Origin of the sequence: Haloarcula sediminis (assembly GCF_035656455.1) — an archaeon.
In the GTDB taxonomy this organism is placed as follows: domain Archaea; phylum Halobacteriota; class Halobacteria; order Halobacteriales; family Haloarculaceae; genus Haloarcula; species Haloarcula sediminis.
Genome location: NZ_JAYMGA010000007.1, coordinates 117,386 through 138,222, shown reverse-complemented (window position 1 = coordinate 138,222; position 20,837 = coordinate 117,386). Strand labels below are relative to the sequence as shown.

General features: G+C 65.7%; 20 protein-coding genes. 11 read left to right on the top strand and 9 right to left on the bottom strand.

Translation table 11 applies throughout. The annotated features are described in order from the left end of the window. Positions 1–89 precede the first annotated feature (89 nt). The 3 genes from VJ162_RS13180 to VJ162_RS13170 are packed head-to-tail and all read left to right on the top strand — an operon-like array spanning position 90 to position 1,509. On the top strand, positions 90–362 hold the full coding sequence (locus tag VJ162_RS13180; protein WP_324664938.1) for a glutaredoxin family protein: 273 nt from the start codon (positions 90–92) through the stop codon (positions 360–362). Beyond that, positions 362–877: a redoxin domain-containing protein gene (locus VJ162_RS13175; protein WP_324664937.1), complete on the top strand. Its 516-nt coding sequence runs from the start codon at positions 362–364 to the stop codon at positions 875–877. Before VJ162_RS13180 ends, VJ162_RS13175 begins: the two co-directional genes overlap by 1 nt. A gap of 17 nt (positions 878–894) precedes the next feature. Beyond that, the gene (locus VJ162_RS13170; protein ID WP_407066863.1) at positions 895–1,509 is read left to right on the top strand and encodes an L-threonylcarbamoyladenylate synthase; all 615 of its coding nucleotides are present in this window, start codon (positions 895–897) and stop codon (positions 1,507–1,509) included. Here VJ162_RS13170 and VJ162_RS13165 read toward each other — a convergent pair. Beyond that, positions 1,506–2,165: a CRISPR-associated protein Cas4 gene (locus VJ162_RS13165; RefSeq protein ID WP_324664935.1), complete on the bottom strand. Its 660-nt coding sequence runs from the start codon at positions 2,163–2,165 to the stop codon at positions 1,506–1,508. The two genes, VJ162_RS13170 and VJ162_RS13165, sit on opposite strands and share 4 nt — an antisense overlap. A gap of 42 nt (positions 2,166–2,207) precedes the next feature. Beyond that, positions 2,208–2,828 carry a conditioned medium-induced protein 4 gene (locus tag VJ162_RS13160; protein ID WP_324664933.1) on the bottom strand — a complete coding sequence of 207 codons (621 nt, stop codon included), beginning with the start codon at positions 2,826–2,828 and terminating at the stop codon, positions 2,208–2,210. 91 nt (positions 2,829–2,919) lie between these two features. On the opposite strand from VJ162_RS13160, the gene VJ162_RS13155 reads away from it, so the two are divergent. Further along, entirely contained in the window at positions 2,920–3,837 is a 918-nt protein-coding gene (locus VJ162_RS13155; protein WP_324664931.1) for a hypothetical protein, read from the top strand. Here VJ162_RS13155 and VJ162_RS13150 read toward each other — a convergent pair. Further along, positions 3,834–4,454, bottom strand: coding sequence for a DedA family protein (locus tag VJ162_RS13150; protein ID WP_324664930.1), 621 nt, complete (start codon positions 4,452–4,454; stop codon positions 3,834–3,836). The genes VJ162_RS13155 and VJ162_RS13150 overlap by 4 nt on opposite strands. Positions 4,455–4,539: 85 nt before the next feature. Here VJ162_RS13150 and hemB point away from each other — a divergent pair, with 85 nt between their 5' ends. Beyond that, positions 4,540–5,520: a porphobilinogen synthase gene (gene hemB / locus VJ162_RS13145; RefSeq protein WP_324664928.1), complete on the top strand. Its 981-nt coding sequence runs from the start codon at positions 4,540–4,542 to the stop codon at positions 5,518–5,520. Here the strand turns inward: hemB and VJ162_RS13140 are convergent, their stop codons facing one another. Both VJ162_RS13140 and VJ162_RS13135 read right to left on the bottom strand, forming a co-directional pair. After that, the gene (locus VJ162_RS13140; RefSeq protein ID WP_324664926.1) at positions 5,521–6,840 is read right to left on the bottom strand and encodes a sensor histidine kinase; all 1,320 of its coding nucleotides are present in this window, start codon (positions 6,838–6,840) and stop codon (positions 5,521–5,523) included. Further along, positions 6,840–8,432 carry a methyl-accepting chemotaxis protein gene (locus VJ162_RS13135; RefSeq protein ID WP_324664924.1) on the bottom strand — a complete coding sequence of 531 codons (1,593 nt, stop codon included), beginning with the start codon at positions 8,430–8,432 and terminating at the stop codon, positions 6,840–6,842. Before VJ162_RS13135 ends, VJ162_RS13140 begins: the two co-directional genes overlap by 1 nt. A 445-nt stretch (positions 8,433–8,877) precedes the next feature. Here VJ162_RS13135 and VJ162_RS13130 point away from each other — a divergent pair, with 445 nt between their 5' ends. The 4 genes from VJ162_RS13130 to VJ162_RS13115 all read left to right on the top strand — a co-directional run bounded on the left by VJ162_RS13130 (position 8,878) and on the right by VJ162_RS13115 (position 11,778). Next, positions 8,878–10,185 carry an ammonium transporter gene (locus VJ162_RS13130; protein WP_324664922.1) on the top strand — a complete coding sequence of 436 codons (1,308 nt, stop codon included), beginning with the start codon at positions 8,878–8,880 and terminating at the stop codon, positions 10,183–10,185. Next, on the top strand, positions 10,178–10,534 hold the full coding sequence (locus tag VJ162_RS13125; protein ID WP_324664921.1) for a P-II family nitrogen regulator: 357 nt from the start codon (positions 10,178–10,180) through the stop codon (positions 10,532–10,534). Before VJ162_RS13130 ends, VJ162_RS13125 begins: the two co-directional genes overlap by 8 nt. 10 nt (positions 10,535–10,544) lie before the next feature. Further along, the gene (gene lrp, locus VJ162_RS13120) at positions 10,545–11,003 is read left to right on the top strand and encodes an HTH-type transcriptional regulator Lrp (protein WP_324664919.1); all 459 of its coding nucleotides are present in this window, start codon (positions 10,545–10,547) and stop codon (positions 11,001–11,003) included. A gap of 136 nt (positions 11,004–11,139) precedes the next feature. Then, positions 11,140–11,778, top strand: coding sequence for a chemotaxis protein CheC (locus tag VJ162_RS13115; RefSeq protein ID WP_324664917.1), 639 nt, complete (start codon positions 11,140–11,142; stop codon positions 11,776–11,778). A 152-nt stretch (positions 11,779–11,930) separates the two neighbouring features. On the opposite strand, the gene VJ162_RS13110 is transcribed toward VJ162_RS13115, so the two are convergent. From VJ162_RS13110 to VJ162_RS13100, 3 genes are all read right to left on the bottom strand, one after another. Next, the gene (locus VJ162_RS13110; RefSeq protein ID WP_324664916.1) at positions 11,931–12,230 is read right to left on the bottom strand and encodes a hypothetical protein; all 300 of its coding nucleotides are present in this window, start codon (positions 12,228–12,230) and stop codon (positions 11,931–11,933) included. A 399-nt stretch (positions 12,231–12,629) separates the two neighbouring features. Beyond that, on the bottom strand, positions 12,630–14,396 hold the full coding sequence (locus VJ162_RS13105; RefSeq protein WP_324664915.1) for a nitrite/sulfite reductase: 1,767 nt from the start codon (positions 14,394–14,396) through the stop codon (positions 12,630–12,632). A gap of 282 nt (positions 14,397–14,678) precedes the next feature. Next, positions 14,679–16,142: a proton-conducting transporter transmembrane domain-containing protein gene (locus VJ162_RS13100; protein ID WP_324664914.1), complete on the bottom strand. Its 1,464-nt coding sequence runs from the start codon at positions 16,140–16,142 to the stop codon at positions 14,679–14,681. Positions 16,143–16,411: 269 nt separating this feature from the next. On the opposite strand from VJ162_RS13100, the gene VJ162_RS13095 reads away from it, so the two are divergent. Further along, the gene (locus tag VJ162_RS13095) at positions 16,412–18,847 is read left to right on the top strand and encodes a DUF2309 domain-containing protein (protein WP_324664912.1); all 2,436 of its coding nucleotides are present in this window, start codon (positions 16,412–16,414) and stop codon (positions 18,845–18,847) included. 167 nt (positions 18,848–19,014) lie between these two features. On the opposite strand, the gene cynS is transcribed toward VJ162_RS13095, so the two are convergent. Further along, positions 19,015–19,452, bottom strand: coding sequence for a cyanase (gene cynS / locus VJ162_RS13090; RefSeq protein WP_324664911.1), 438 nt, complete (start codon positions 19,450–19,452; stop codon positions 19,015–19,017). Positions 19,453–20,003: 551 nt separating this feature from the next. Here cynS and VJ162_RS13085 point away from each other — a divergent pair. Next, the gene (locus VJ162_RS13085) at positions 20,004–20,837 is read left to right on the top strand and encodes a formate/nitrite transporter family protein (RefSeq protein WP_324664909.1); all 834 of its coding nucleotides are present in this window, start codon (positions 20,004–20,006) and stop codon (positions 20,835–20,837) included.

Here is a 20,837-nt window from a genome sequence, read left to right as displayed (position 1 = left end):
GTTGTCATCGCCGGGGATTAAGCCTTGCCGTCACCGCCTGTGGTCCGTGGCGAAGCCCTTAGGGGTGTCTCGCTCCTACCTGCGGCCGTATGACCGAGATCACACTCTACCGCCTGCAGGCCTGTCCGTTCTGTGAGCGGGTCGTCCGCACGCTCGACGACCTCGGCCTCTCCTATCGCTCGCGGTTCGTCGAACCGATGCACTCCGAGCGCGACGCGGTCAAACGGCTCACCGGCAAGCGCACCGTCCCCGCCATCGTCGACGAGGAGACGGGCGTGACGATGAGCGAGAGCGGAAACATCGTCTCGTATCTGGAGCGGACGTACGGCCCGGCCGAAAGCGCCGAGGAGGGGACCGCCTGATGGCCGAATTCGACTTCGACGTGGTGGAACTGGGGCCGGTCGACCACCCCGAGGAGGGCGAGCAGGCGCCCGACTTCACGCGGCCGCTGGTCAACGACGAGTACTGGGAGGACACCTCGCTCTCGGAGGTCTGTGCCGACAGCGACGACCCCGTCCTCGTCCTCTTTCACGCGATGGACGGCGCGTTCCCGGCGACGTACCTCTGGAACGAGGTCCGGGACCGGGCGTGGCACGAGGACGCCACCGTCGTCGGCGTCTCCGTCTCGACCCCCTACGCCCACAAGGACCTGCTCGACGAGCGCGACGTTGCGGGGAAGGCCCGGCTGTTCTCCGACCCGACAAACGGCGTCGCCGAGGCCTACGGCATCGATATGGACCTCGACGGGATGGAAAGCATCGCCGAGCCCCGGCCCGCCGTCTTCGTCCTCGATTCGGACCGCACGGTCGAGTACGCCTGGGTCGGCGAGGAGTGGCCCGAATTCCCCGACTACGACGCCGTCGAAGCGCAGCTGTGACGGACGATGGTATCGACGTGACAGACGCTATCGACCCGGCCGCGTTCGACGCGGCCGAGGACATCGACGACGCGGCGGCGGCCATCCGCGACGGCGACCTCGTGGTCTATCCGACGGAGACGGTGTACGGGCTGGCCGCCGACGCGACCGACCCCGACGCGGTCGCGCGGGTGTTCGAGGCGAAAGACAGGGCCCGCGACAAGCCCGTCTCGCTCGCGGTGCCGGACGTCGACAGCGCGCTCGACTACGTCGACCCGACCGACCGCGAGGAGCGGTTCATGCGGGCGTTCCTCCCCGGGCCGGTCACCGTCGTCACCGAGCGACGCGAGTCCGTACCGGACGTTCTCACCGACGGCGCCCCCCGCGTCGGCGTCCGCGTCCCTGACCATCTCGTGGCGCTTGCGCTGCTGGAAGCGGTCGCGCCGCTGACCGCGACCAGCGCGAACGTCACCGGCAATCCGAGCGCCACACGCGTCGACGAACTGGACGCCGTCACCGAGATGGCGGCCGTGGTGCTGGACGGCGGCGAGACCGGCGGGACCGGCTCGACCGTCGTCGACGTCGAAGCGGGAACGATTCACCGCCGGGGGGCCGAGGCCGACGCCGTCGAGCAGTGGCTGGCCGACCACTAGAGGAGCGACCGCAGCGACCGCGTTCTGGTGCCGCAGCTCTCGCGGTACTCGCAGGGGTCACATTTGGCGTCGCTGTCGGCTCTGGCGGGCGGCCCGTCGATACTCTCTGCGACCCGCAGGGCCCGCCGGTACTGCCCGCTCCGCCTCGCCGTCACCGCCACCGCTCGGACGACGCCGTAGGCCGGGTACTCGGCGATAGCCCGCTCGACCGCCCGCTCGCGCTCCCAGGACAGCGCCTTCGCGGCGGCGACCAGCCGCACGCTCTGGGGCTCCCAGACGCCCTGGTCGGGCGGACGGCCGGCAAAGACCAGCGAGGGGACAGTCCCGCTGTCAGTCGCGACGAGCTTGTGTGCGACACCGCGGGCGTCCTTGCCCCCGAGATAGACGTCCGTCTCGGCGGGGTCGGCCAGCGCGTCCCACTCGTCGAGCCGGTCCCGCGCCGCCCGTAACCGCTCGCGGACGGTGGCGGGGTCGGGTTCGACGGGCGCAGCCAGCAAGGCAGCGTCGTCGGTCAGCAGACGCTCGTACTCGCGGGCCAGCCGGCGGATTCGTTCGACTTCCGCCGGCACGTCCGGCGGGCCGTCACGGCGTCGGTAGTAGAGCTTGCGCGGGCAGTAGGCCGCTGTCTCCAGTTCTCGGAACGTGTGGTCGGCCATGGTCCGGCCTGGTCCCGCGATGGTTCAAAAAGATACGCCCGCTCACATCGAGACGTCGGCGTCGGAGTCGAGCGAGTCGATGTCCTCCGTGGCCTCGTCCAGCCCCGTCTCCCGGATGGCCGACGTGTGTCGCGTCGCGAGGCCGGCGTCGGCCAGCGCGTCCTCGAACTCGCTGGTAAAGCGGTGGCTCACCTGCCGGGCGGCCTGCTGGGTCTCGACCACGCGGCGGTAGTGGGCTGCGGTCTCGGCGTCGATATCGAACGCCGCGGCGAGTTCGTCGTCGCTCGTGTCCCCGCCGACGACGCGTTTCCGGAACGTGGCCACGTCGAAGCCGGCGTCGTCGTCGGTCTCCCGAAGGAGGTGCAGGTCCAGCCGGGCCTCGACGACGACAGACTCGTCGACGCCGAGGTCGTCGGCCAGCGCCGCGTCGTCGCGGCCGGCGTAGAACCCACGGACCAGTGTGACCAACGCTCCGTCGTCCAGCTCCGTCCGGAACCCGTACCGCTCGCGCATCCGCGCGACGGTCTCGCCCAGGCGCTCCTCGACCGACGCTTCGTCGCTGTCGGTCAGCGACCCGCGTCCGGCCGACTGGGACTCCGTCACCGACTCCTCGCCGGAGACGTCGATGAAGATGTCTCGGAGCTCTTCGGTCTTCTCGTCCATCCGACCGTAATTTCGTGACGCGGAGGTATATAGCTGTTTGGTGATTCCGCGTATCACAAGCGTCAACTGGGTCGCAGCTATCTCACCGCCTATGTCCGGCGCCGACCCGACGCGACGTGCCGTACTCGCCCGGAGCGCAGCGGCGGCGGGCGCCGTCGTCGGCGCCGGCTGTTCGAGCCCGTTTGGCTCCGGTGGGGACGCCGACGTGTTCACGAGGTGGCTCCCGTCGCCGTCGGCGCTCCGGAGTACGGACCACTACCGGTTCGACTACTACGACCTGGGGACCCTCGCCGCCCAGCGGGCGCATCTCGGCGGCGACCCGACCGTCTTCGAGCGGACGTGGGAGCCCCTCGGTCTCGCCTGGGACGACGCCACGGCCGTCGTCACCGTCGACTCGGTCGATGTCGTCACGGCCGAGTTCGACCGCGACGCCGCCGTCTCGGACCTGCAGGCGGCGGGATACGAGCGTGCGGGCGAGTACGAGGGGCACGTCCGCTACCGCAACGGGGAGACGGGGACGGTGTTTGCCCTCGCCGACGGGACGATACTCGTCTCGGCGGTGGACCGGTACGGCACCACGTCGGCCGACCCCACCAGCCGAATCGAGACGGTAATCGACGCGGCGACCGGCGACGTGGACCGCTACGCCGAGGACAACGAGGACATGGGGACACTCGTCGAGGAGCTGGGGCGGGCCACGCTGGTCGGCGGCCGGACGATGGACGAACCCGAGTCGGGCGCGGCCCGGAGCGGCCGGTTCGAGAATCTGGTCGCCGAGGGCGCCCGCAGCGTCGTCGACGGGACGACCGTCGAGGAGAAGTGGGTCTACCTCTACGACCGCCCGCGCGACGTGGACACGGCGGCGCTCGAAGCGTACGTGGCCGCCAACGATGACAGTTCCGAGGGGGTCGACGCCCGCTTTGGGGCGGTCGAGGATATTTCCTACACGACCGAGGGCCGGAAGGGAATCATCACCGGGACCCGCGACGCCGGCGAGTACTACGCCTAGAGCAGTTCGAGGACGCCCATCGCGGCCCCCGCGAGCAACAGCTCGAACGAGAGGGTGCCAAGCGCCGAGAGGGCGACGAAGCGACGCGTCGTCATCCCCGCGACCCCGGCGGGCACGGTCAACATCCCGCGTGTAAACAGTAGCGTGTTGCTCACCGGGACGGCCAGGACGCCGTACCTGTCGAAGGCCGCCCCGAAGCGGTCCAGCCGCGATTCGTCGACGCGGAACCACGGGCGGTCGAGCAGCCACTCCCGGCCGCCCCGCTTTGCCAGCAGGAACAGCGCCGTCTGGCCGACGGTGGCCCCGGCGACGGCGACCAGCAAGATGCCGGCCACCGTCGGGACGTGGTACCCCCCGGCCCGCTGGGCCAACACTGTGACCGCCGCCGGGACGAGCGCCTCGCTGGGCGCGAAATAGAGCAACATCGCCCCTTCGAGGACGAACACGAACAGGAGCGCCGCGAGCCCGTACCGCCGGAGCAGCGTCTCCGCGTAGCTCGCGTCCCCGAAGACATACAGCGCGATGCCGGCGACGCCGAGCAGGGCAAAGAGGCCGGCGACGACCAGCAGGCCGTAGTCCTCGGCGAACACCCTCACCGACGTGGCGTCCGCTGCCATCGGTTCGGACATATCGCGACCACGACATATCAGTTGCGTTCCGGCGAGCGGTGGGTTCATGGCCGTCAGGGCCACACACCAGCACATGGATATGACGCGTCGCCCACGCCGGCTCCGGACCGACGGCGTGCGGCCCCTGGTGCGGGAGACGGAGGTATCGGCGTCGGACCTGATCGCCCCGGTGTTCGTCGACGCGACGGCCGACGAGCGGGTCCCCATCGAGACGATGCCGGGCCACGAGCGGGTCCCGGTCGAGGAGAGCGTCGCCCGCGTCGAGGAGGTACTGGCGACCGGCGTCGAGGCCATCATGGTCTTTGGCATCCCCGAGTCCAAAGACGAGCGCGGCTCGCGGGCCTGGGCCAGCGACGGCGTCGTACAGGAGGCCGTCCGGCGAATCACCGAGGCGACCGACGCCTACGTCATCACGGACGTCTGTCTCTGTGAGTACACCAGCCACGGCCACTGCGGGCTCCTAGAAGAAGACGCACAGGACGACCCCGACCTGACCGTCCGCAACGACGAGACCCTCGACCTGCTGGGCAACGTCGCGGTGAGCCACGCACGCGCGGGAGCGGACATGGTCGCGCCGTCGGGGATGATAGACGGGATGGTCGGGGCCATCCGCGAGGCGCTGGACGCCGATGGTCACAGCGAGGTGCCCATCATGAGCTACGCCGCCAAGTTCGAGTCGGCCTTCTACGGCCCGTTCCGCGACGCCGCCGACGGCGCGCCCGCCTTCGGCGACCGGCGCCACTACCAGATGGACCCCGCCAACGCTCGGGAGGCCCGTCGCGAGGTCGAACTCGACGTTTCCCAGGGTGCGGACGTGCTGATGGTCAAGCCCGCCCTGCCCTACCTCGATGTCGTCGCGACGGTCCGCGAGGACTACGACCACCCCGTGGCCGCCTACAACGTCTCCGGGGAGTACGCCATGCTGCATGCCGCCGCCGAGAAGGGGTGGCTGCAACTCGACGAGGTCGCCTACGAGTCCCTGCTCTCTATCAAGCGGGCCGGGGCCGACCTCATCCTCACCTACTTCGCCGAGGACATCGCCGACCGGCTGTAGTCACCGCGCCGCGGTCGGGTCGGACTCGACGGCGCGCGGGCTGAGCACGTCGTCGGTGTCGGCCCGCGGGAGCACCAGCGTCACGACCGTCCAGCCCTCGTCGCGGTCGTACCGGAGCTCCCCACCGGCCGACTCGGCGACCCAGCGGGCCAGCCAGAGGCCCAGCCCGGTGCCGTGGTTGAGCGTCGTGATGTCCTCGTCGTCGAAGACAGCGCCCCGCTCGATGGCCGGGATTCCGGGACCGTCGTCGGCGACCCGGAGGCACCACTCGTCCGTCTCGTCGGTGACGGTGACCCGAACCGCCGCCCCGTCGCGGGTGTGGGTCACGGCGTTCTCGACGAGATTCTGGACGGCGCTGTACACCGCGACGCCGCCGGTGACCGGCGCGCTCGCCGGCGCGTCTGCCCGGACGCAGTCGTACGTCTCGACGACCGAACGGACCACTTCCGCGGCGTCGATCGCCCTGTCGGACCGGCTGGCAAGCGCGCGCTCGACGGCGCGGGCCTGCTCGCTGACCGACGAGATGCGTTCGGCGGCGGTGAGTATCCGTGCGGCGGCCTCCCGGTGCTCGAACTCGTGGCTCGTCTGCTCGATGTAGTCGGCCGTCCCGATGACGACCGAGAGGTCGTTTCTGATGTTGTGGCGCAACACCCGGTGGAGCACCTGTAACCGGCGGCGGCGACGCCGGTCGTCGGTCACGTCTCTGTAGATGGCGAACCCGTAGCGGTGATTGTCGGCCGTCGTGTAGCTGAGCCCGCGGTACACGAACTCGCGGCGTCCGTCGACGGTCTTCCGGCTGACGACAGCGTGGTTCGTCTCGCCGGCGGCGGTCCGCCGGTCGTAATCGGTCGCCTCGTCCCACAGCTCGTCCGGAACGATGAACTCGTTGAGCGACTCCCCGACGATATCGTTTCGCTCGTAGCCGAACGTGGTGACGAACGCGGTGTTTACGGCACGCACGACCGGGCGCCCGTCGACGATCTCGAACAGGACGATGGCGTCGTGGCTCTCCTCGAAGAGCTTCCGGTACCGATCGGTCCGCCGCTGGACGGTGCCGACGACCTGTCGGCGCTCGGTGGCGGCAAACTCGAAGGTCACCGCGACCGGCTCCTCGCCCCGTCGGACGAACGCCTGACAGCGCCGCGTCCGCCCGGCTGGTCGCTCGCGGAGCGCCTCGACGTCGGCAAGCGGGTCGCCGCTGTCCGGCGCCACGACGGCCTCGAACCGCGTCCCCGTGAGGTGGGCCGGCGTCGTGTCCAGCCACGACGCGAACGACTCGGTGGCGAAATCAACCGTGCCCGTCTCGTCGATACCGAACATCACCGCGCCTCGACGCGGAGAAACGGTGGCTCGGGGAGCGTCGACGCCGGCCGTCTGGCGCCGTCCGACCCAACCGACCCCGCGTCGAGTTCGACCGACAGCTGCCCGTCCTCGCGAGCCAGCGTGAGCGTCTGGTCTGCCGACCCGACGTAAAACGCCGACAGCGTCTCCGGGACGCTATCGTCGGCGATGACGTTGAGCACGGTGTCCTGGGCCGCGAAGACGCCGTCGTCGTTCTCGTAGCGCGCTTCCCGTGCGGCCTGCTCGCCGACGGTGGCGACTTCCCCCTCGATGTTGCCGACGACCAGCAATGGGGCGTTCCGCCGCTCGACGGTCGTCTCGTTTACCGCCGCCAGCGACTGGCGCTCGATGTCGAAGACGTTGTACTCGTCGCGCCATCCCCCGAAGGCGTCGAGGATGAACAGCCGGTCGTCGGCCAGCGCGTCGGTCAGCGAGTAGTCGGTCCCCCTGAACGCGCTCGCCAGCGTCTCCCTGTCGAGGGTGGGCGTCGGCATCAGCGAGACGCCGGTGCCGGCGGCGACGGTCGTCGCACAGAGCTGTGCGAGCGCCCCGTCGACGCTCGCCTCGGGGCCGTACCGCAGGACCGCCTGCCCGCCGACGACCAGCCCGCCGCCACAGCAGTCGTCGAGCCCCGGCACGCCGGTCGCGAGCCGCGGGCGTTCGGCCAGCCCGGCACGGCGGTCGGCGTCGATGTCACCGAGTAGCCCGTCGATTTCGCCGAGCATCGCCGTCTGCTCCGAGCGGGCTCCCCGTATCGAATCGAGGTCGTCGTCGATGGCCGTCGCGCGCTCGGACAGCGTCTCACATCGCTCGGCGATGGCCTCGCTGGTTGCGGCCTGCTCGTCGGTCGCGTCGGAGACGCTGGTGATGCCGTCCGCGGTCTCCTCTACGGTGTCGGCGACCGCGTCGAGACTCGCCATGGCGTCGGCGACCTGGTCGGCCCCGCTCTCGATCTCCGTGGCGGCCGTCTCCAGCTCCGAAACCGTCTCGTCGGTCGCCGTCCGGACGGCCGAAAGCGCCTCCTCTATCTCTTCGGCCTGTTGCTGGGACTCGCTTGCGAGCTGTTTGATCTCGTCGGCGACGACCGCGAAGCCGTCGGCGTCGCTGTCGCTCCGTGCGGCCTCGATGGAGGCGTTCAGCGCCAGCATGTTCGTCTGGTCGGCGATACGGTCGATACCGGCCAGCGCGTCGGCGATGCGGTCGATCCGTTCCCGGAGCGAATCGACCTCCTGGGCGACGGCACTGCTCACCGCCTGGACGTCCTCCATGGTGTCTATCGCGGCCGCCGCCGCTTCCCGGCCCTCTGCTGCCTCCGTTGCCGCCTGTTCGCTTTGCTCGCTGACCTCCCGGGTGGTCGCCGCTATCTCCTCGATAGTCGCCGAGAGCGTCGAGATCTCCTCGACGACCCACTGTGCGTCGCTCGCCTGTTCGCTCGCACGCTGGTCGATAGCCGCCAGCTCCTCGTCGACGGTCTTCGAGGCGGCCTGCACCACATCGAGTGCGCCCTGTGCGTTCGCGATAGTTCGCTCGTCGCTCGACTCTCCCGTATCGTCGACAACGTTTCCATCCATATTCTAATTTTACCCGGTAGTATAGCCCATATCGCTCATATAAATCGCTATTATCTGCCGATATGGGCTGTCTCGGGCTCTTACCTCAAAAGAACAAAACTTTTCTACTGGTATAATGCTGGTGGTGTTGGCAACATCTGTGGGCCGGTCCGCGCGCAAGCGAAACACCCCGCTATGGCCTCGAAGCGGCGAAATCGCGGTTTACGAACGTCCAAATACCAAGTCGACAGATACCGAGTTTCTTGACGGAGAATAACCTTAAATGCATTATATCATGTGGTAGTCTGGACGTTCGTCCTCCTATAGTCCCAGATGTGCGATTTCGTAAAGCAAATCTTTATGTAGTGTTCTGGCCAGAGATTTCTCCGTGAACGACTTGACGAAGTTGGCGCTTGCGCCGATAAAGTTGGACGTTCAAACGCAATAATCACAACTCATACAAACAATGGTACTCGCACCACTCCAAGTCACCGCAGAAGCACTCAACTTCACGTGGATACTGATGGTATCGTTCCTGATCTTCTTCATGCACGCCGGCTTCGCCATGCTCGAGGCGGGGCAGGTGCGCTCGAAGAACGTAGCGAACCAGCTCACGAAGAACCTGCTCACCTGGTCGATCGGTGTGGTGGTGTTCTTCCTCATCGGCTCCGGCGTCGCGTCCCTTGCGGGCGGGGCCGACTGGGGCGCCGCGTACCTGGCCTCCGGCACCGGCTGGATCAACTGGCTGTACGGCGCCGTCTTCGCGATGACCGGCGCGACCATCGTCTCCGGGGCGGTGGCCGGCCGCGCGAAGCTCCGTGCGTACGTCACGTACACCATCCTGCTGGCTGGGGTCATCTACCCCGTCGTCATCGCGTTCACCTGGAGCGCCGCCGACACCGGGCTCGTCCAGCAGCTCACCGGTGTCGCGTTCACTGACTTCGCCGGCGGCATGATCGTCCACGGCATGGGCGGCGTCGCCGGCCTGACCGCGGCGGCCGTCCTGGGCCCACGCATGGGTCGGTTCAACGAGGACGGCACCGCGAACGTCATCCCCGGCCACTCGATGACCTTCGCCGTGCTCGGGACGCTCATCCTGGCCTTTGGCTGGTACGGTTTCAACGTCGGTACCTCGGCCATCATCGGTGACGCGTTCCTCGGCGAGCAGCTGGGCCGCGTCGCGATGACGACGACCCTGTCGATGGCGATGGGCGCCATCGCCGCCGGCGGCGTCGCGTGGGCACAGACCGGCAAGGTCGACACCCTCTACGTCGCAAACGGCCTGCTGGCCGGTCTGGTCGGTATCACGGCGATCCCCCACACCACGACCTGGTGGGGCGCGCTGCTGGTCGGTGTCGTCTCCGGCGCTCAGCTCCCCATCGTGTTCAAGTTCATCGAGTCCAAGCTGAACATCGACGACGTCTGTGCCGTCTTCCCGGTCCACGGGAGCGCTGGTATCATCGGCACGCTGATGTACCCGTTCGTGGCCGTTTCGCTGCCCGAGGGCGTTAGCATCGGCAGCGCGTTCGCCGCTCAGGCCGTCGGCGTGTTCCTCATCGGCGGCTGGACGCTGACTGCGACTGCCGTTATCTGGTTCGCGCTGAAGGCCCTGGGCGAGTCCCGTGTCACGCCCGAACACGAGCAGGAAGGGCTGGACGTCTCCGAACACGGCGTCGAGACCTACCCCGAGTTCGGCTCGGGCGACAGCGTTGTGGCAGACGGTGGTATCATGAGCGAAGACATCAAAGCAACTCGAGGTTCCAACGATGACTGACGAATCCGAAATCAAGATGGTAATGGCAATGATTCGACCGGACAAACTCGGCGACGTGAAACAGGCGCTGGCGGAGGTCGGCGCGCCCTCGCTGACAGTGACGAACGTCTCCGGACGGGGCTCCCAGCCCGCAAAGAAGGGCCAGTGGCGCGGCGAGGAGTACGTCGTCGACCTCCACCAGAAGGTCAAAATCGAGACAGTCGTCGCGGAGATCCCCGCCGAGGACGTGGTCGAAGCCATCGCCGACGGCGCCCACACGGGCGAGAAAGGCGACGGGAAGATATTCGTCCTCCCGGTCGACGACGCCTACCAGGTCCGAACAGGCAAGACCGGTCCCGAGGCAGTCTGAGCGGCGGGCGATGGTCGACGATATCGACAGACAGGTGGTGAACGCCCTACTCCGCGACGGCCGGGCGAGTGCCCGCGATGTCGCCGCCGAGACCGGCGTCGCCGCGACGACGGTGTCGCGACGGATGGACCAGCTGGTCGAGACCGGCGTCATCGAAGAGTACACCGCTCGCGTCGACTACGGTGCGCTGGGGTACGACGTGACTGCCGTCTTCCAGCTGTCGGTCGATGGCAGCGGGCTCAAGGCGGTGACCGAGCGGCTCCGCGACCTCGACAACATGGTCGCGGTGTACGAGGTGACCGGTAGCCACGACATCGTCGCCGTCGGGAAGTTCCGCGACACCGAAGAGATGAACGCACACATCAAGGAACTGCTGACCGACCCCGAGATTCGCAGTGCCTCTACGTCGGTCGTGCTGAACACGGTCCGCGAGCACGAACAGTTCCCGGTGGACGACACCGGGGAGTGACACATTTCGCGGCTGCAAGTGCCGCGCCGGACCGGCCGCGTGTGTTCTCCGTTTTCCACATCGAGAGCGGCGCCACCGGAACCACTTCTGATAGTGGCGACGGTGCCATTAAGCCGGTCGCCCCGTTCGATTGGGTATGGGCCTGCAAGTCGACGTGCGAAAGCTCGACCTCTTTAACCAGATGGCAAAGGAGGGGTCGGAGACCGTCGCGGACCACCTCGGGCAGCTCACGGGACTGGACGCCTCGGTCCACACCTCCCAGATCAACTTCCTCGACATCGACGACGTCACGACACACATCGGCGGCGAGCGACAGGTCGGCATCTACGTCGAACTGAACGAACCGCCCTACGGCTACGTCCTGTTCATGCTCGACCCGGCCGATAGCAAGCGGTTGGCGGGCGCGATGATGGGCGGCATGGGCGGGGACGACGACGAGGGCTTTTCGGAGATGGAACGGTCGGCCATGCAGGAGATCGGCAACATCATGACCAGCGGCTTCATCGACGGGTGGGCGAACGTCCTCGATACGACCATCGACATGGGGACACCGACCTTCGTGCTCGGCCCGGCCAGCAACATCATCGAGAAGATGGGCGGCTGGCCCGACTCCGAGCTCGTCTTCGTCATCGACTCCCAGATAACCGTCGAGGGCGGCGACCTGGGGATGACCGTCTACACCTTCCCCGAACTCGAAGACCTCGTGGAACTCATCCAGGGCATCGACCTCGATACGGACGTGGTGGCGGACACGCAGGCCGACGACCTCGTCTGAGCCCGCCGCACGACGGCCGTATCACCTCCAGTCGCCTGTTGCATAGTGTGAGTGTACTCACCACAGTGATGATTTCCAGCGTCGCCGGGACTGGGCTGGTCGGCGGGGTCGCGATTACCTTCGCGCTCTATCATACTGTACTGCCGGGGTACTCAGACGTTCTGGAGAGTGACGAGGTCTTCGACAGCCGCGCTTTCCTTCATCTCCGCCCACGTCTCGAACTCGGTCGTCCGTGCCACGAAAGCGTCGCGTTCATCCGCCGAAAGCTGTTGGACGCTTCCGATACTGTCGTCGTCACACGGGCTGGCCACACAGAACTCCTCTACCGAGCCAAACTGCGTGTGGCGACGAATGAACGACTCTGAGGCGATCCGCTCGCGGGAACTGGAGACCCACGTCTCCAGTGTGAGCGCCCGTTCGATTGCTGTTCTGAGGCTTGTCTGCACCGACATACGGGTCCTGACGCCGGAGTCAAGAACCATACCCTGTGTTTATATTTCAAGCCACCTAAGGCCGGTGGCGAAACTGGTTCGATACCTCCCACGCAGCAATCAGTCTACTCCCGCCGCAAGCGGGTCGATACGTGGCGTTCAGCGATTCCGCCCCCACTAGGGAACGTCTCTGACCGCAGAAAGCGAGCCGACGGCACAGGTGGACACGAGCGGTGCCATCGGGGTTCCGGTGGCGGACCGGTGGCCGCGTGTCATCGCTCGCGGCGCCGCCGCGAGCGACTACGAGGGCGATACGCCCTCGCTACTCGATGAGTTCCGGCGCGGCGTCGTAGGCCACCTCCTGGGCGTGTGTCGCCGGCCCCTCCGGCTCCTGGTCGGGTTGTTCTGGCTCCTGCATGGTCAGTCGTCCGCCGAGATGGGCTCGCCGCTTGCGTCCGTCGGTGCCGGGCTCTCGCCGTCCTCGAAGGGGTACCACGACTGCTTGGCGTCGTTGAGACAGGGGTCCTCGTACCCCTCGACCTCCTCGGGTTCGGCCAGCTCGACGAGGGTCTCGTGGCCGGTGGCGGCGACCCAGTCGCTGAAGGTCTGGCCCTCAGAGCGCAACGCCGCGTAGGCCTCTGCGATGTTGCGAATCATGCCGGGTACCTCGTCGGCGGGGACGCGCTGTCGGACCCACTCGGTGAACTCCGCCTCCTCGCCCATGCCGCCGCCGACGCCGACGTCTAGGGCCTCGACCATCTCGCCGTCCTTGCGGGCGCGCATCCCCTGCAGTCCGATGTCGCCGGTCATGGCCTGGCCGCAGTCGGCGGTACAGCCCGAGTAGTGCATCTTGATGCGGTCGACGTCGCTTGGCAGTTCGACGTTGTCGCCCAGCCAGCGCAGCATGCGGGCCATCCGCGCTTTGGTCTCGGTCAGCGCCAGCGAGCAAAACTCCGTCCCGGTACAGGCCACCGCGCCCTGGGTGAACGGGTTGGGCTCGGGCGAGTACTTGTCCAGGAACGGCTCGTTCAGCAGGTTCGCCAGGTTGCCATCGGGTACGTCCATGATGAGCGGGTTCTGCCGGCGGGTGAGCCGCACTGCGCCCGAGCCGTAGGCCTCGGCCAGGTCGGCCAGTTTGATGACGTCCTCGGCGGGCAGACGGCCGACGGGCACGGAGAGCCCGACGTAGTTCTTGCCGTCTTTCTGGTCGTAAACGCCGACGTGGTCGTGGGCGCCGTACTCCGTGTTCTTGCCGGCGTTGTAGGTGTACTCCCCGCGGAAGTCCGTCCCGGCGGTCTCGAACTCGAAGTCCAGGCGCTCGTCTAGGTCCGCACGGATCTTCTCGGTGCCGTGCTCGTCGACGAAAAAGCGCGCCCGGTTTTTCGACCGGTTCGTTCGGTTGCCGTTCTCGTGGTAGTACTCGACGAACTCCCGGACCGTCTCGACGGCGTGTTCGGGCCGGATAAACAGGTTCAGCGGGCGAGCGTTGCGCGGTTCGCGGCCGCCCAGTCCCCCGCCGACGCGGACGTTGAACCCCTTGACGTCCTCGCCGTCGATGAACTTGTGGGCCGGCTCTAGGCCGATGTCGTTGATGGCGTCCTGGGCACACCCCTGCTTGCAGCCCGACACCGAGATGTTGAACTTCCGGGGCATGTTACTGAGGTCGTTGTCCCCGCGGATGGTCTCCTGAATCTCGTCTAAGATGGGCCGGGACTCGATATACTCCTCGCCCTTGCCCGCGACGGGACAGCCCGAGATGTTCCGCATCGTGTCGCCGCCGGCCGACCGTGAGGTCAGCCCGACGCCTTCGAGCTTGTCCCATATCTCGGGGACGTCTTCGAGCTTGAGCCAGTGCATCTGGATGGACTGGCGGGTGGTGAAGTCGATCCACGCGTCGCCGAACTCGGGGTTGTCGACGGGACCGCTGGCGTACTCGCGCGCTACCTCACCGACGGCGCGGAGCTGGCCCGGTTCCAGAACGCCCCCACAGTTCGTCAGCCGCATCATGAAATACGACTCCTGACCCTCCCGGTGGTGGAACACGCCCCAGAACAGGAACCGCTTGAACCACTCGTCGCGCTCGTCTTCGGGGATGTTCTCCCAGCCCCGCTCCGCGAACTCCTCTATCTTTTCCCGCACCTCGTCCCCGTACATCTCGTCTTTGATTAGTTCAGATTTGTTTCCCATTGTTGGTAACCTCGAAAGGTGAACGCCTGCACAGTGTCTTTTGTTCTGTGCGCTTATACTCGGCTAAATCAACTGTCTTCCCAAGTAAAAACCTGTTCGTTAACACAATCGCAATCTAATTCGGAGAATTAGTTAAACGTTCAAAATTATACCTGCCTACAGGTGTTTAAGGTGTATAGTGGCTGCCGGTTCAATACGTCCATTCGGCTCTGGCGCGGCTGTTCGCGACGAACGTGTAGGGAATACAACTGTCCGTGGTCGGGAACTCGCTGGCCCCGCCGTTCAGTTCTCGTACTCGCCGGCCTGGCCCGGAATCGTGGCGGGATTGGCCTGTGCCGCGTTCAAAAGCGTGACATAGAGGCGCCGGCTCCGCTGGAGCCAGCCCAGCTGGACTGCCAGATGGCCGAGCACGAACAGCCCGAGCAGTCCCCAGTGGACAGGGGTCATTTCCATGTGGACCGAGACCATCGGCAGGTCGCCCATGAGCGCGTAGACGCCGTTGTACACGCCCGCGTACACCGCCAGGGCTGGAATCGCAACCGCGGGCATGCCGATGTACCGAACGGTGGCCGGCAGCGAGTCGTTGTTGAGCAGTTCAGCCGACCCCTGAAACACCGAGATGACGACGATGACGGCGAGGAAGATACCGGTTTCGATGGGGGCAGTTCCGGTGAGGGTGGTCCCTTTCCCGGTGAGGGCGGCAAACAGTGCGCCGCCGCCGACGGCCGTCACCAGCGCCACGCCCGTGCCCACGACGGAGGGGTAGCCGTGTTTCTTCTTTTTTGGCGCCTTCTTGACCACCTGTGACCCCGTCGAGAGGAACAGGTAGGCCTTGTAGAACCCGTGAACGATGAGGTGGGTCACGGCCGCGACAAAAAAGCCCAGCCCGCACTGGAGTATCATGAAGCTCATCTGTGCCACGGTCGAACAGCCCAGCCGGCCCTTGTAGTCGGCCTTGACGAGCATCATCGCCTGAGCGAGGACGGACCCGACCGCGCCGACGAGGACGATGAGCAACATCACGTTTTGCTGGACCGCAAACACCGGGGCCAGCCGCGCGAGCAAGACGCCGCCGGCGTTGACGAAGCCGGCGTGCATGATGGCCGAGGCCGGCGTCGGTCCGGTCATCGAGGAGAGCAACCAGCCGTGAAACGGGACCAGCGCCGACTGGACGAGCGCCCCAAGCAGGATGGGCGCTGCGCCCAGCAGCAGCGTCGACCGCGGCAGCGAGTCGACCGACGCCAGTATCCCCGAGATGGTCCCGCTTTCGCTCCCGGTCGACAGCGCGAGCAGGCCGATACCCAGCAGGGCGCTCCCGGCGAGGAAATACCGCCGCGAGAGGCGCTTGGCCGCCCGCGCCTGTGGCCAGGCGTCCACGTGACCGATGAGCTCCGCCATCAGCAGGCCCATCACCGTCCACAGCGCCAGGAACAGGACGATGTGGTCGGCTGCGACCAGCCCCATCACCACGACGGTAAACAGCATGATACGTGCGAAAAAGAGGTCCACGTCCCTGTTTGCCGCCATGTACCGCCGTGAAAAGCTCTGGACGATACCGCTGAAGAATGTGACTGCGACCCACATCACCTTCGTCAGGCCGTCGATGCGGACTAGCGGCTCGGCCGCGAGCTCGATGCTGAACCAGGTAGTTGCTGCGACGAGAACGACACTCCCAACGAACAGCGTCCAGACGAGGGTCGTCGAGACGACTGGGACGGCGCTGTACTGTTGACTAGTACTGGTCATCAGATACCGGAGGATGACAACTTATACGTTTAAAATTTCTGTACCCGACTGATATATCGTGGTATAATTCCTAAAATGGGTGCCTTTCTCTCGAATCGGTGGACGTTTATCGTGCTGTGGCTTCGACGCTGTCTCAGTGGCTCTGAGGGCGCGGAACCGACCTAGCGTCTTTGGATTGTTTTAGGAATTCAGCCGGATACATCTACATATATGCGAAGATATTAAGATATGGCTCGCGGTTTTCAACTACAACTGGTGTAATCTATACGATGGTAGATATCGATCCGACGACCGTTCGGACGCATATAGATAACGCGGCCGACCGTCTGGGTCGGGTCTGGCCGCTGTACTCCGACGTGGCCGCCAATCCGCTCTCCGGGTTCGAGGACCGGCCCTTCCGGCAGGCCGTCGAGGACGCCGAGTCGCTGTTCGACGGCCGTGGTTACCCGACAGCCGAACAGTTCCAGCGTGCCTGGGACGCGGGCGAGATAAACGCCACCATCCTCAACGACCTGTTGGAGGAACACGGTATCGACGACGAACCGGGGATGCTCTTGCGCCGGATGGCCCACGAGGAGGCGGAGCGCTCGACCGCCGACGCCCACGACGAGCGGCTGAATCGACTGTGCTCGAAGTGGCTGGCGGCCTTCCTTGACCAGGGCCAGGCCGGCTGGCCCATGCCCGACCGCGAGCAGGGGTTCTACCAGTCCTGGCGCCAGATCGCGCCCTACGACAGGGCGATTCCGGAGTCCGAAACCAACGTCGCGACGTACTACCGAGAGCGGCTGACGGACGCCCCGGAGACGGCGGAGGAGGCGCTTTTCGCCGTCCTCAGTGCCTACGACGAGGACGAGTGGGAGGCCATCTTCGAACACCACCTGGCCGCCCTGCCGGGCTGGGTCGGGCTCATCAAACAGCGGGCCGAGGCGAACAACAACCCCTGGCAGGACAAATACCCCGTCACGCTGACCGACTATCTCGGCGTCCGGCTGATTCTGGCAAAGCACATGGGCGTGGAGATACTGCCAGAAACCGACGGGCCCGAGCGGCCCAGACAGGTGGACTTCCGCCTTCAGGAGATATGGCTGACGGCCTGGGAGCGCAGCTATCAGGAGGACCTGCTGGAGGACATCAACAGGGGACTGGCGGCGTCGAACACCGAGGTGGACGCCGACCGGCCCGAGGCCCAGCTGGTCTTCTGTATCGACACGCGCTCGGAGATAATCCGCCGGCATCTCGAAGCGACCGGAGAGTACGAGACCCACGGCTACGCCGGCTTCTTCGGCGTCCCCATAGAGTACAGCGGCCACAAGTCCAAGGTCCAGACCGACTCCGCTCCGGTGATGGTGGACCCGAAACACCACATCACCGAGCAGCCCCCGGCCGAGGACCCGGCGACGACGTCATACGAACGGTGGCACACGCTGAAGGCGGACGGCAACAAGTTCCTCAAGGCCCTGAAAAACGACCTGGCCGCCGCCTTCGGATTCGTCGAGGCCTCCGGGGCGTTCTTCGGGGCCGCGCTGGCCTCCCGGACGCTGTTCCCGTCGAAGGTCCACGACGCACGTGGCCGCGTCGGCCCGGACGACCCGGCGAGGTTCTCGTCGCTGACGCTCGGGGAGCCGACCGACGACGACGAGCGCTCCCCGGCGATGGGTATCTCCACCGACCAGAAGGCCTTCTACGCGGAGGCGGCCTTCGACCTGATGGGGTGGGACGACTTCGCTCCCGTGGTCGTGTTCACCGGCCACGAGAGCGAGACGGTCAACAACCCGTACAAATCGAGCATCGACTGCGGGGCCTGTTCGGGCAGTCCCGGGACGCCGAACGCGCGCGTGCTCGCGACCATCTGTAACGATCCCGAGGTCCGTGAGCTACTCGCCGAGCGCGGCATCGACGTCCCCGACGACACCGTCTTCCTCGCCGGCCGGCACAACACCACGACCGACGAGGTGACCGTCTACACCGAGGGCCACGACCTCACCGAGCGCCAGCAGGCCGTCGTCGACGACCTCCGCGGGGACCTCGAACGGGCCCAGGCCGACGCGGCCGAGGAGCGACTGGAGACGCTGGGGGTCGACGCCGACGACAGCGTCCGCGAGGTCGAGACCCGCACCGACGACTGGGCCCAGCCCCGGCCAGAGATCGGGCTGTCGGGCAACGCGGGCTTCGTCATCGGCCCCCGGGAGCTGACCGAGGACGTCGACCTCGACGGCCGGTCGTTCCTCCACTCCTACGACTGGAACAACGACCCGGAGGGCGAGGCCCTGGAGAACATCATGGCAGGGCCGCTGGTCGTCTGCCAGATGATAAACGCCCAGTACTACTTCTCGACGGTCGACAACGAGATATACGGGAGCGGGTCCAAGACGACCCACAACGCCGTGGGCAACGTCGGCGTGTTACAGGGCAACGGCGGCGACCTGCAGATGGGGCTGCCCCTGCAGTCGCTGTATGCCGACGACCGCCAGACCTACCACACGCCCGTCCGGCTCTCGACGGTCATCCACGCTCCCGTCGACACCGTCACCGACATCCTCGACCGAAACGCCGACTTGGCGGCGCTGCTCGACAACAACTGGCTCTCCCTGCTGGTCATCGACCCCACCCAGGACGACACGACGTTCCGGTACCAGCCGGGCCTGGAGTGGGAGCCGCTCGACTCGACGCTTACGACCAAGATCACGGTCCCGAGTACCGACTGACCGCCGTCGTGGCTTCCCGTCGGGGTTCGACAGTGGCAGGCTTTCGTTCTCACCGCGTCGTCGCCAGACGCTGTATGGGACTCTGACACACGCGACCCGGCGCTGTCGCTTGCCGACTGGTCGAATAGATAAAAACGGCCCGAGTGTCGAGTTTCGCTTTCCGACCGCTACGGGAACTTCTTGTACGGGAGGAACTTGCCGTCGTAGGTGATGACGACGTGTTCCTCGCCGTCCTGAATCTCCTTGTCGACGCTGACTTCGAAGTCGATCGCGCTCATGATACCGTCGCCGAACTCCTCGTGCATGATCGCCTTCATCGCGGGCCCGTACACCTGCGGGACCTCGTAGAACCGGTACAGCGCGGGGTCCGAGGGGATGCTCGGCTCCTCCTCGCCTTTCATCGGCGGCATCTGCAGACCGTCGACGACGTCTTTGTCACCCTCGAGACCGAGCGCTTCGGCGATGGCCAGCGCCTCCTCCTCAGTTGTGCTCGCGCCGTCGTAGACGGCAGAGGCGATATACGTCTTGTCGATTCCGGTTATCTCCTCTAGGTCGGAGAACTTCAGGTCCTCCTCTTCCTTTGCGGCGATGATCTTGCTTCGCATTTCTTCGCGGTCCGAGTACGGCTCCATATCAGTGCGGTCTACTGTCATAGGTTGTAACGTGGGACGTTGTCCCGCTTGGAGGGTGCGAGAGGTGATATTAAAGGTTTCTCCTAATAACTCTGGAAATACAGGCAATGCGTGGGCAGCATTTAACCATATTATACTAGATAGCTAGATATAACTGGACATCTATTACTTAAGCTGTCACGTCTCCCCCATCGTGACAGTCGGAGCTGGGCAGCGACACCGACTGACTCACTTTGGGTTCGAACAATCCTAAATTGACTCGGCAGAACTGCACGAACGTCTTCTTTTTCAAAAATATAGGCGAACACACAGGTATATCCGACCATACTCCTAGTACATTCTAAAGTCTAAAACCCTATCGAAGAACCACGTTTATATACCACCTCTTCCGAAGAGAGTCTTGTTGCACAATGACCGAAGTTAGCCATCACATCGGTGGGTTATTGGCTGTAGACTCAGCTGAACGTCCAGTTATAAGCGAGAAAAGCCCAGATTTTCCATACAAGTTCGAGGGGGGAGCGTAAATGTATCAGGAGAGTGTTACTTCAATCAGCAAGGCGGCCGCTGCACAGGTAGAACTGATCGAAAAAAGCCTCCCGGCGTATCTCGTTCACTCCGCGATGGCCGGGGCGTATCTCGGTCTCATCGTGGTGATGACGTTCCTCTTTGGCGGTGCGATGTTCCAGACGACGTTCGAACCGATGCGCGGGTTCGTCATGGCCGCCGTCTTCGGCGGCGCACTGAGTCTGGTCATCGTCGCCGGCTCCGAGCTGTTCACCGGGAACAACATGATCATGACGATGGGGCTGCTCTCGGGCCGCGTCGGCATCCCCGGCACGATGAAAGTGTGGACCTGGTCTTGGGTCGGCAACTTCCTCGGTTCGATTCTCGTGGGCGCGATGGCCTGGCAGGCCGGTGTGCTCGGCGGTGCCGCACCGTTGCTTGAGGCCGTCGGCGGCGCGAAGATGACCCGCGACCTCGTCCCGCTGTTCCTGCGGGCGATGCTGTGTAACTGGCTGGTCTGTCTGGCCGTCTGGAGCAACTTCCAGCTGGAGAACACGTCGGCGAAGCTCATCATGATCTGGTGGTGCCTGCTCGCTTTCATCGGCTCGGGCTACGAACACAGCATCGCGAACATGACTATCCTGTTCGCCGCAAACGTCGCTGCCCCCGGCGCCGAGGCCGTCTCCTGGGCCGGCATGGGGTACAACCTGGCCGTCGTCACCGCCGGGAACATGGCCAGCGGGATCCTCTTTATGGGGATGGCGTACTACTACATCTCCTCCTCGTACGGCTTCGAGTGGGACTGGAGCATGGACGACAACGTCGTCACCGGGACGACTATCAGCGACGACTGA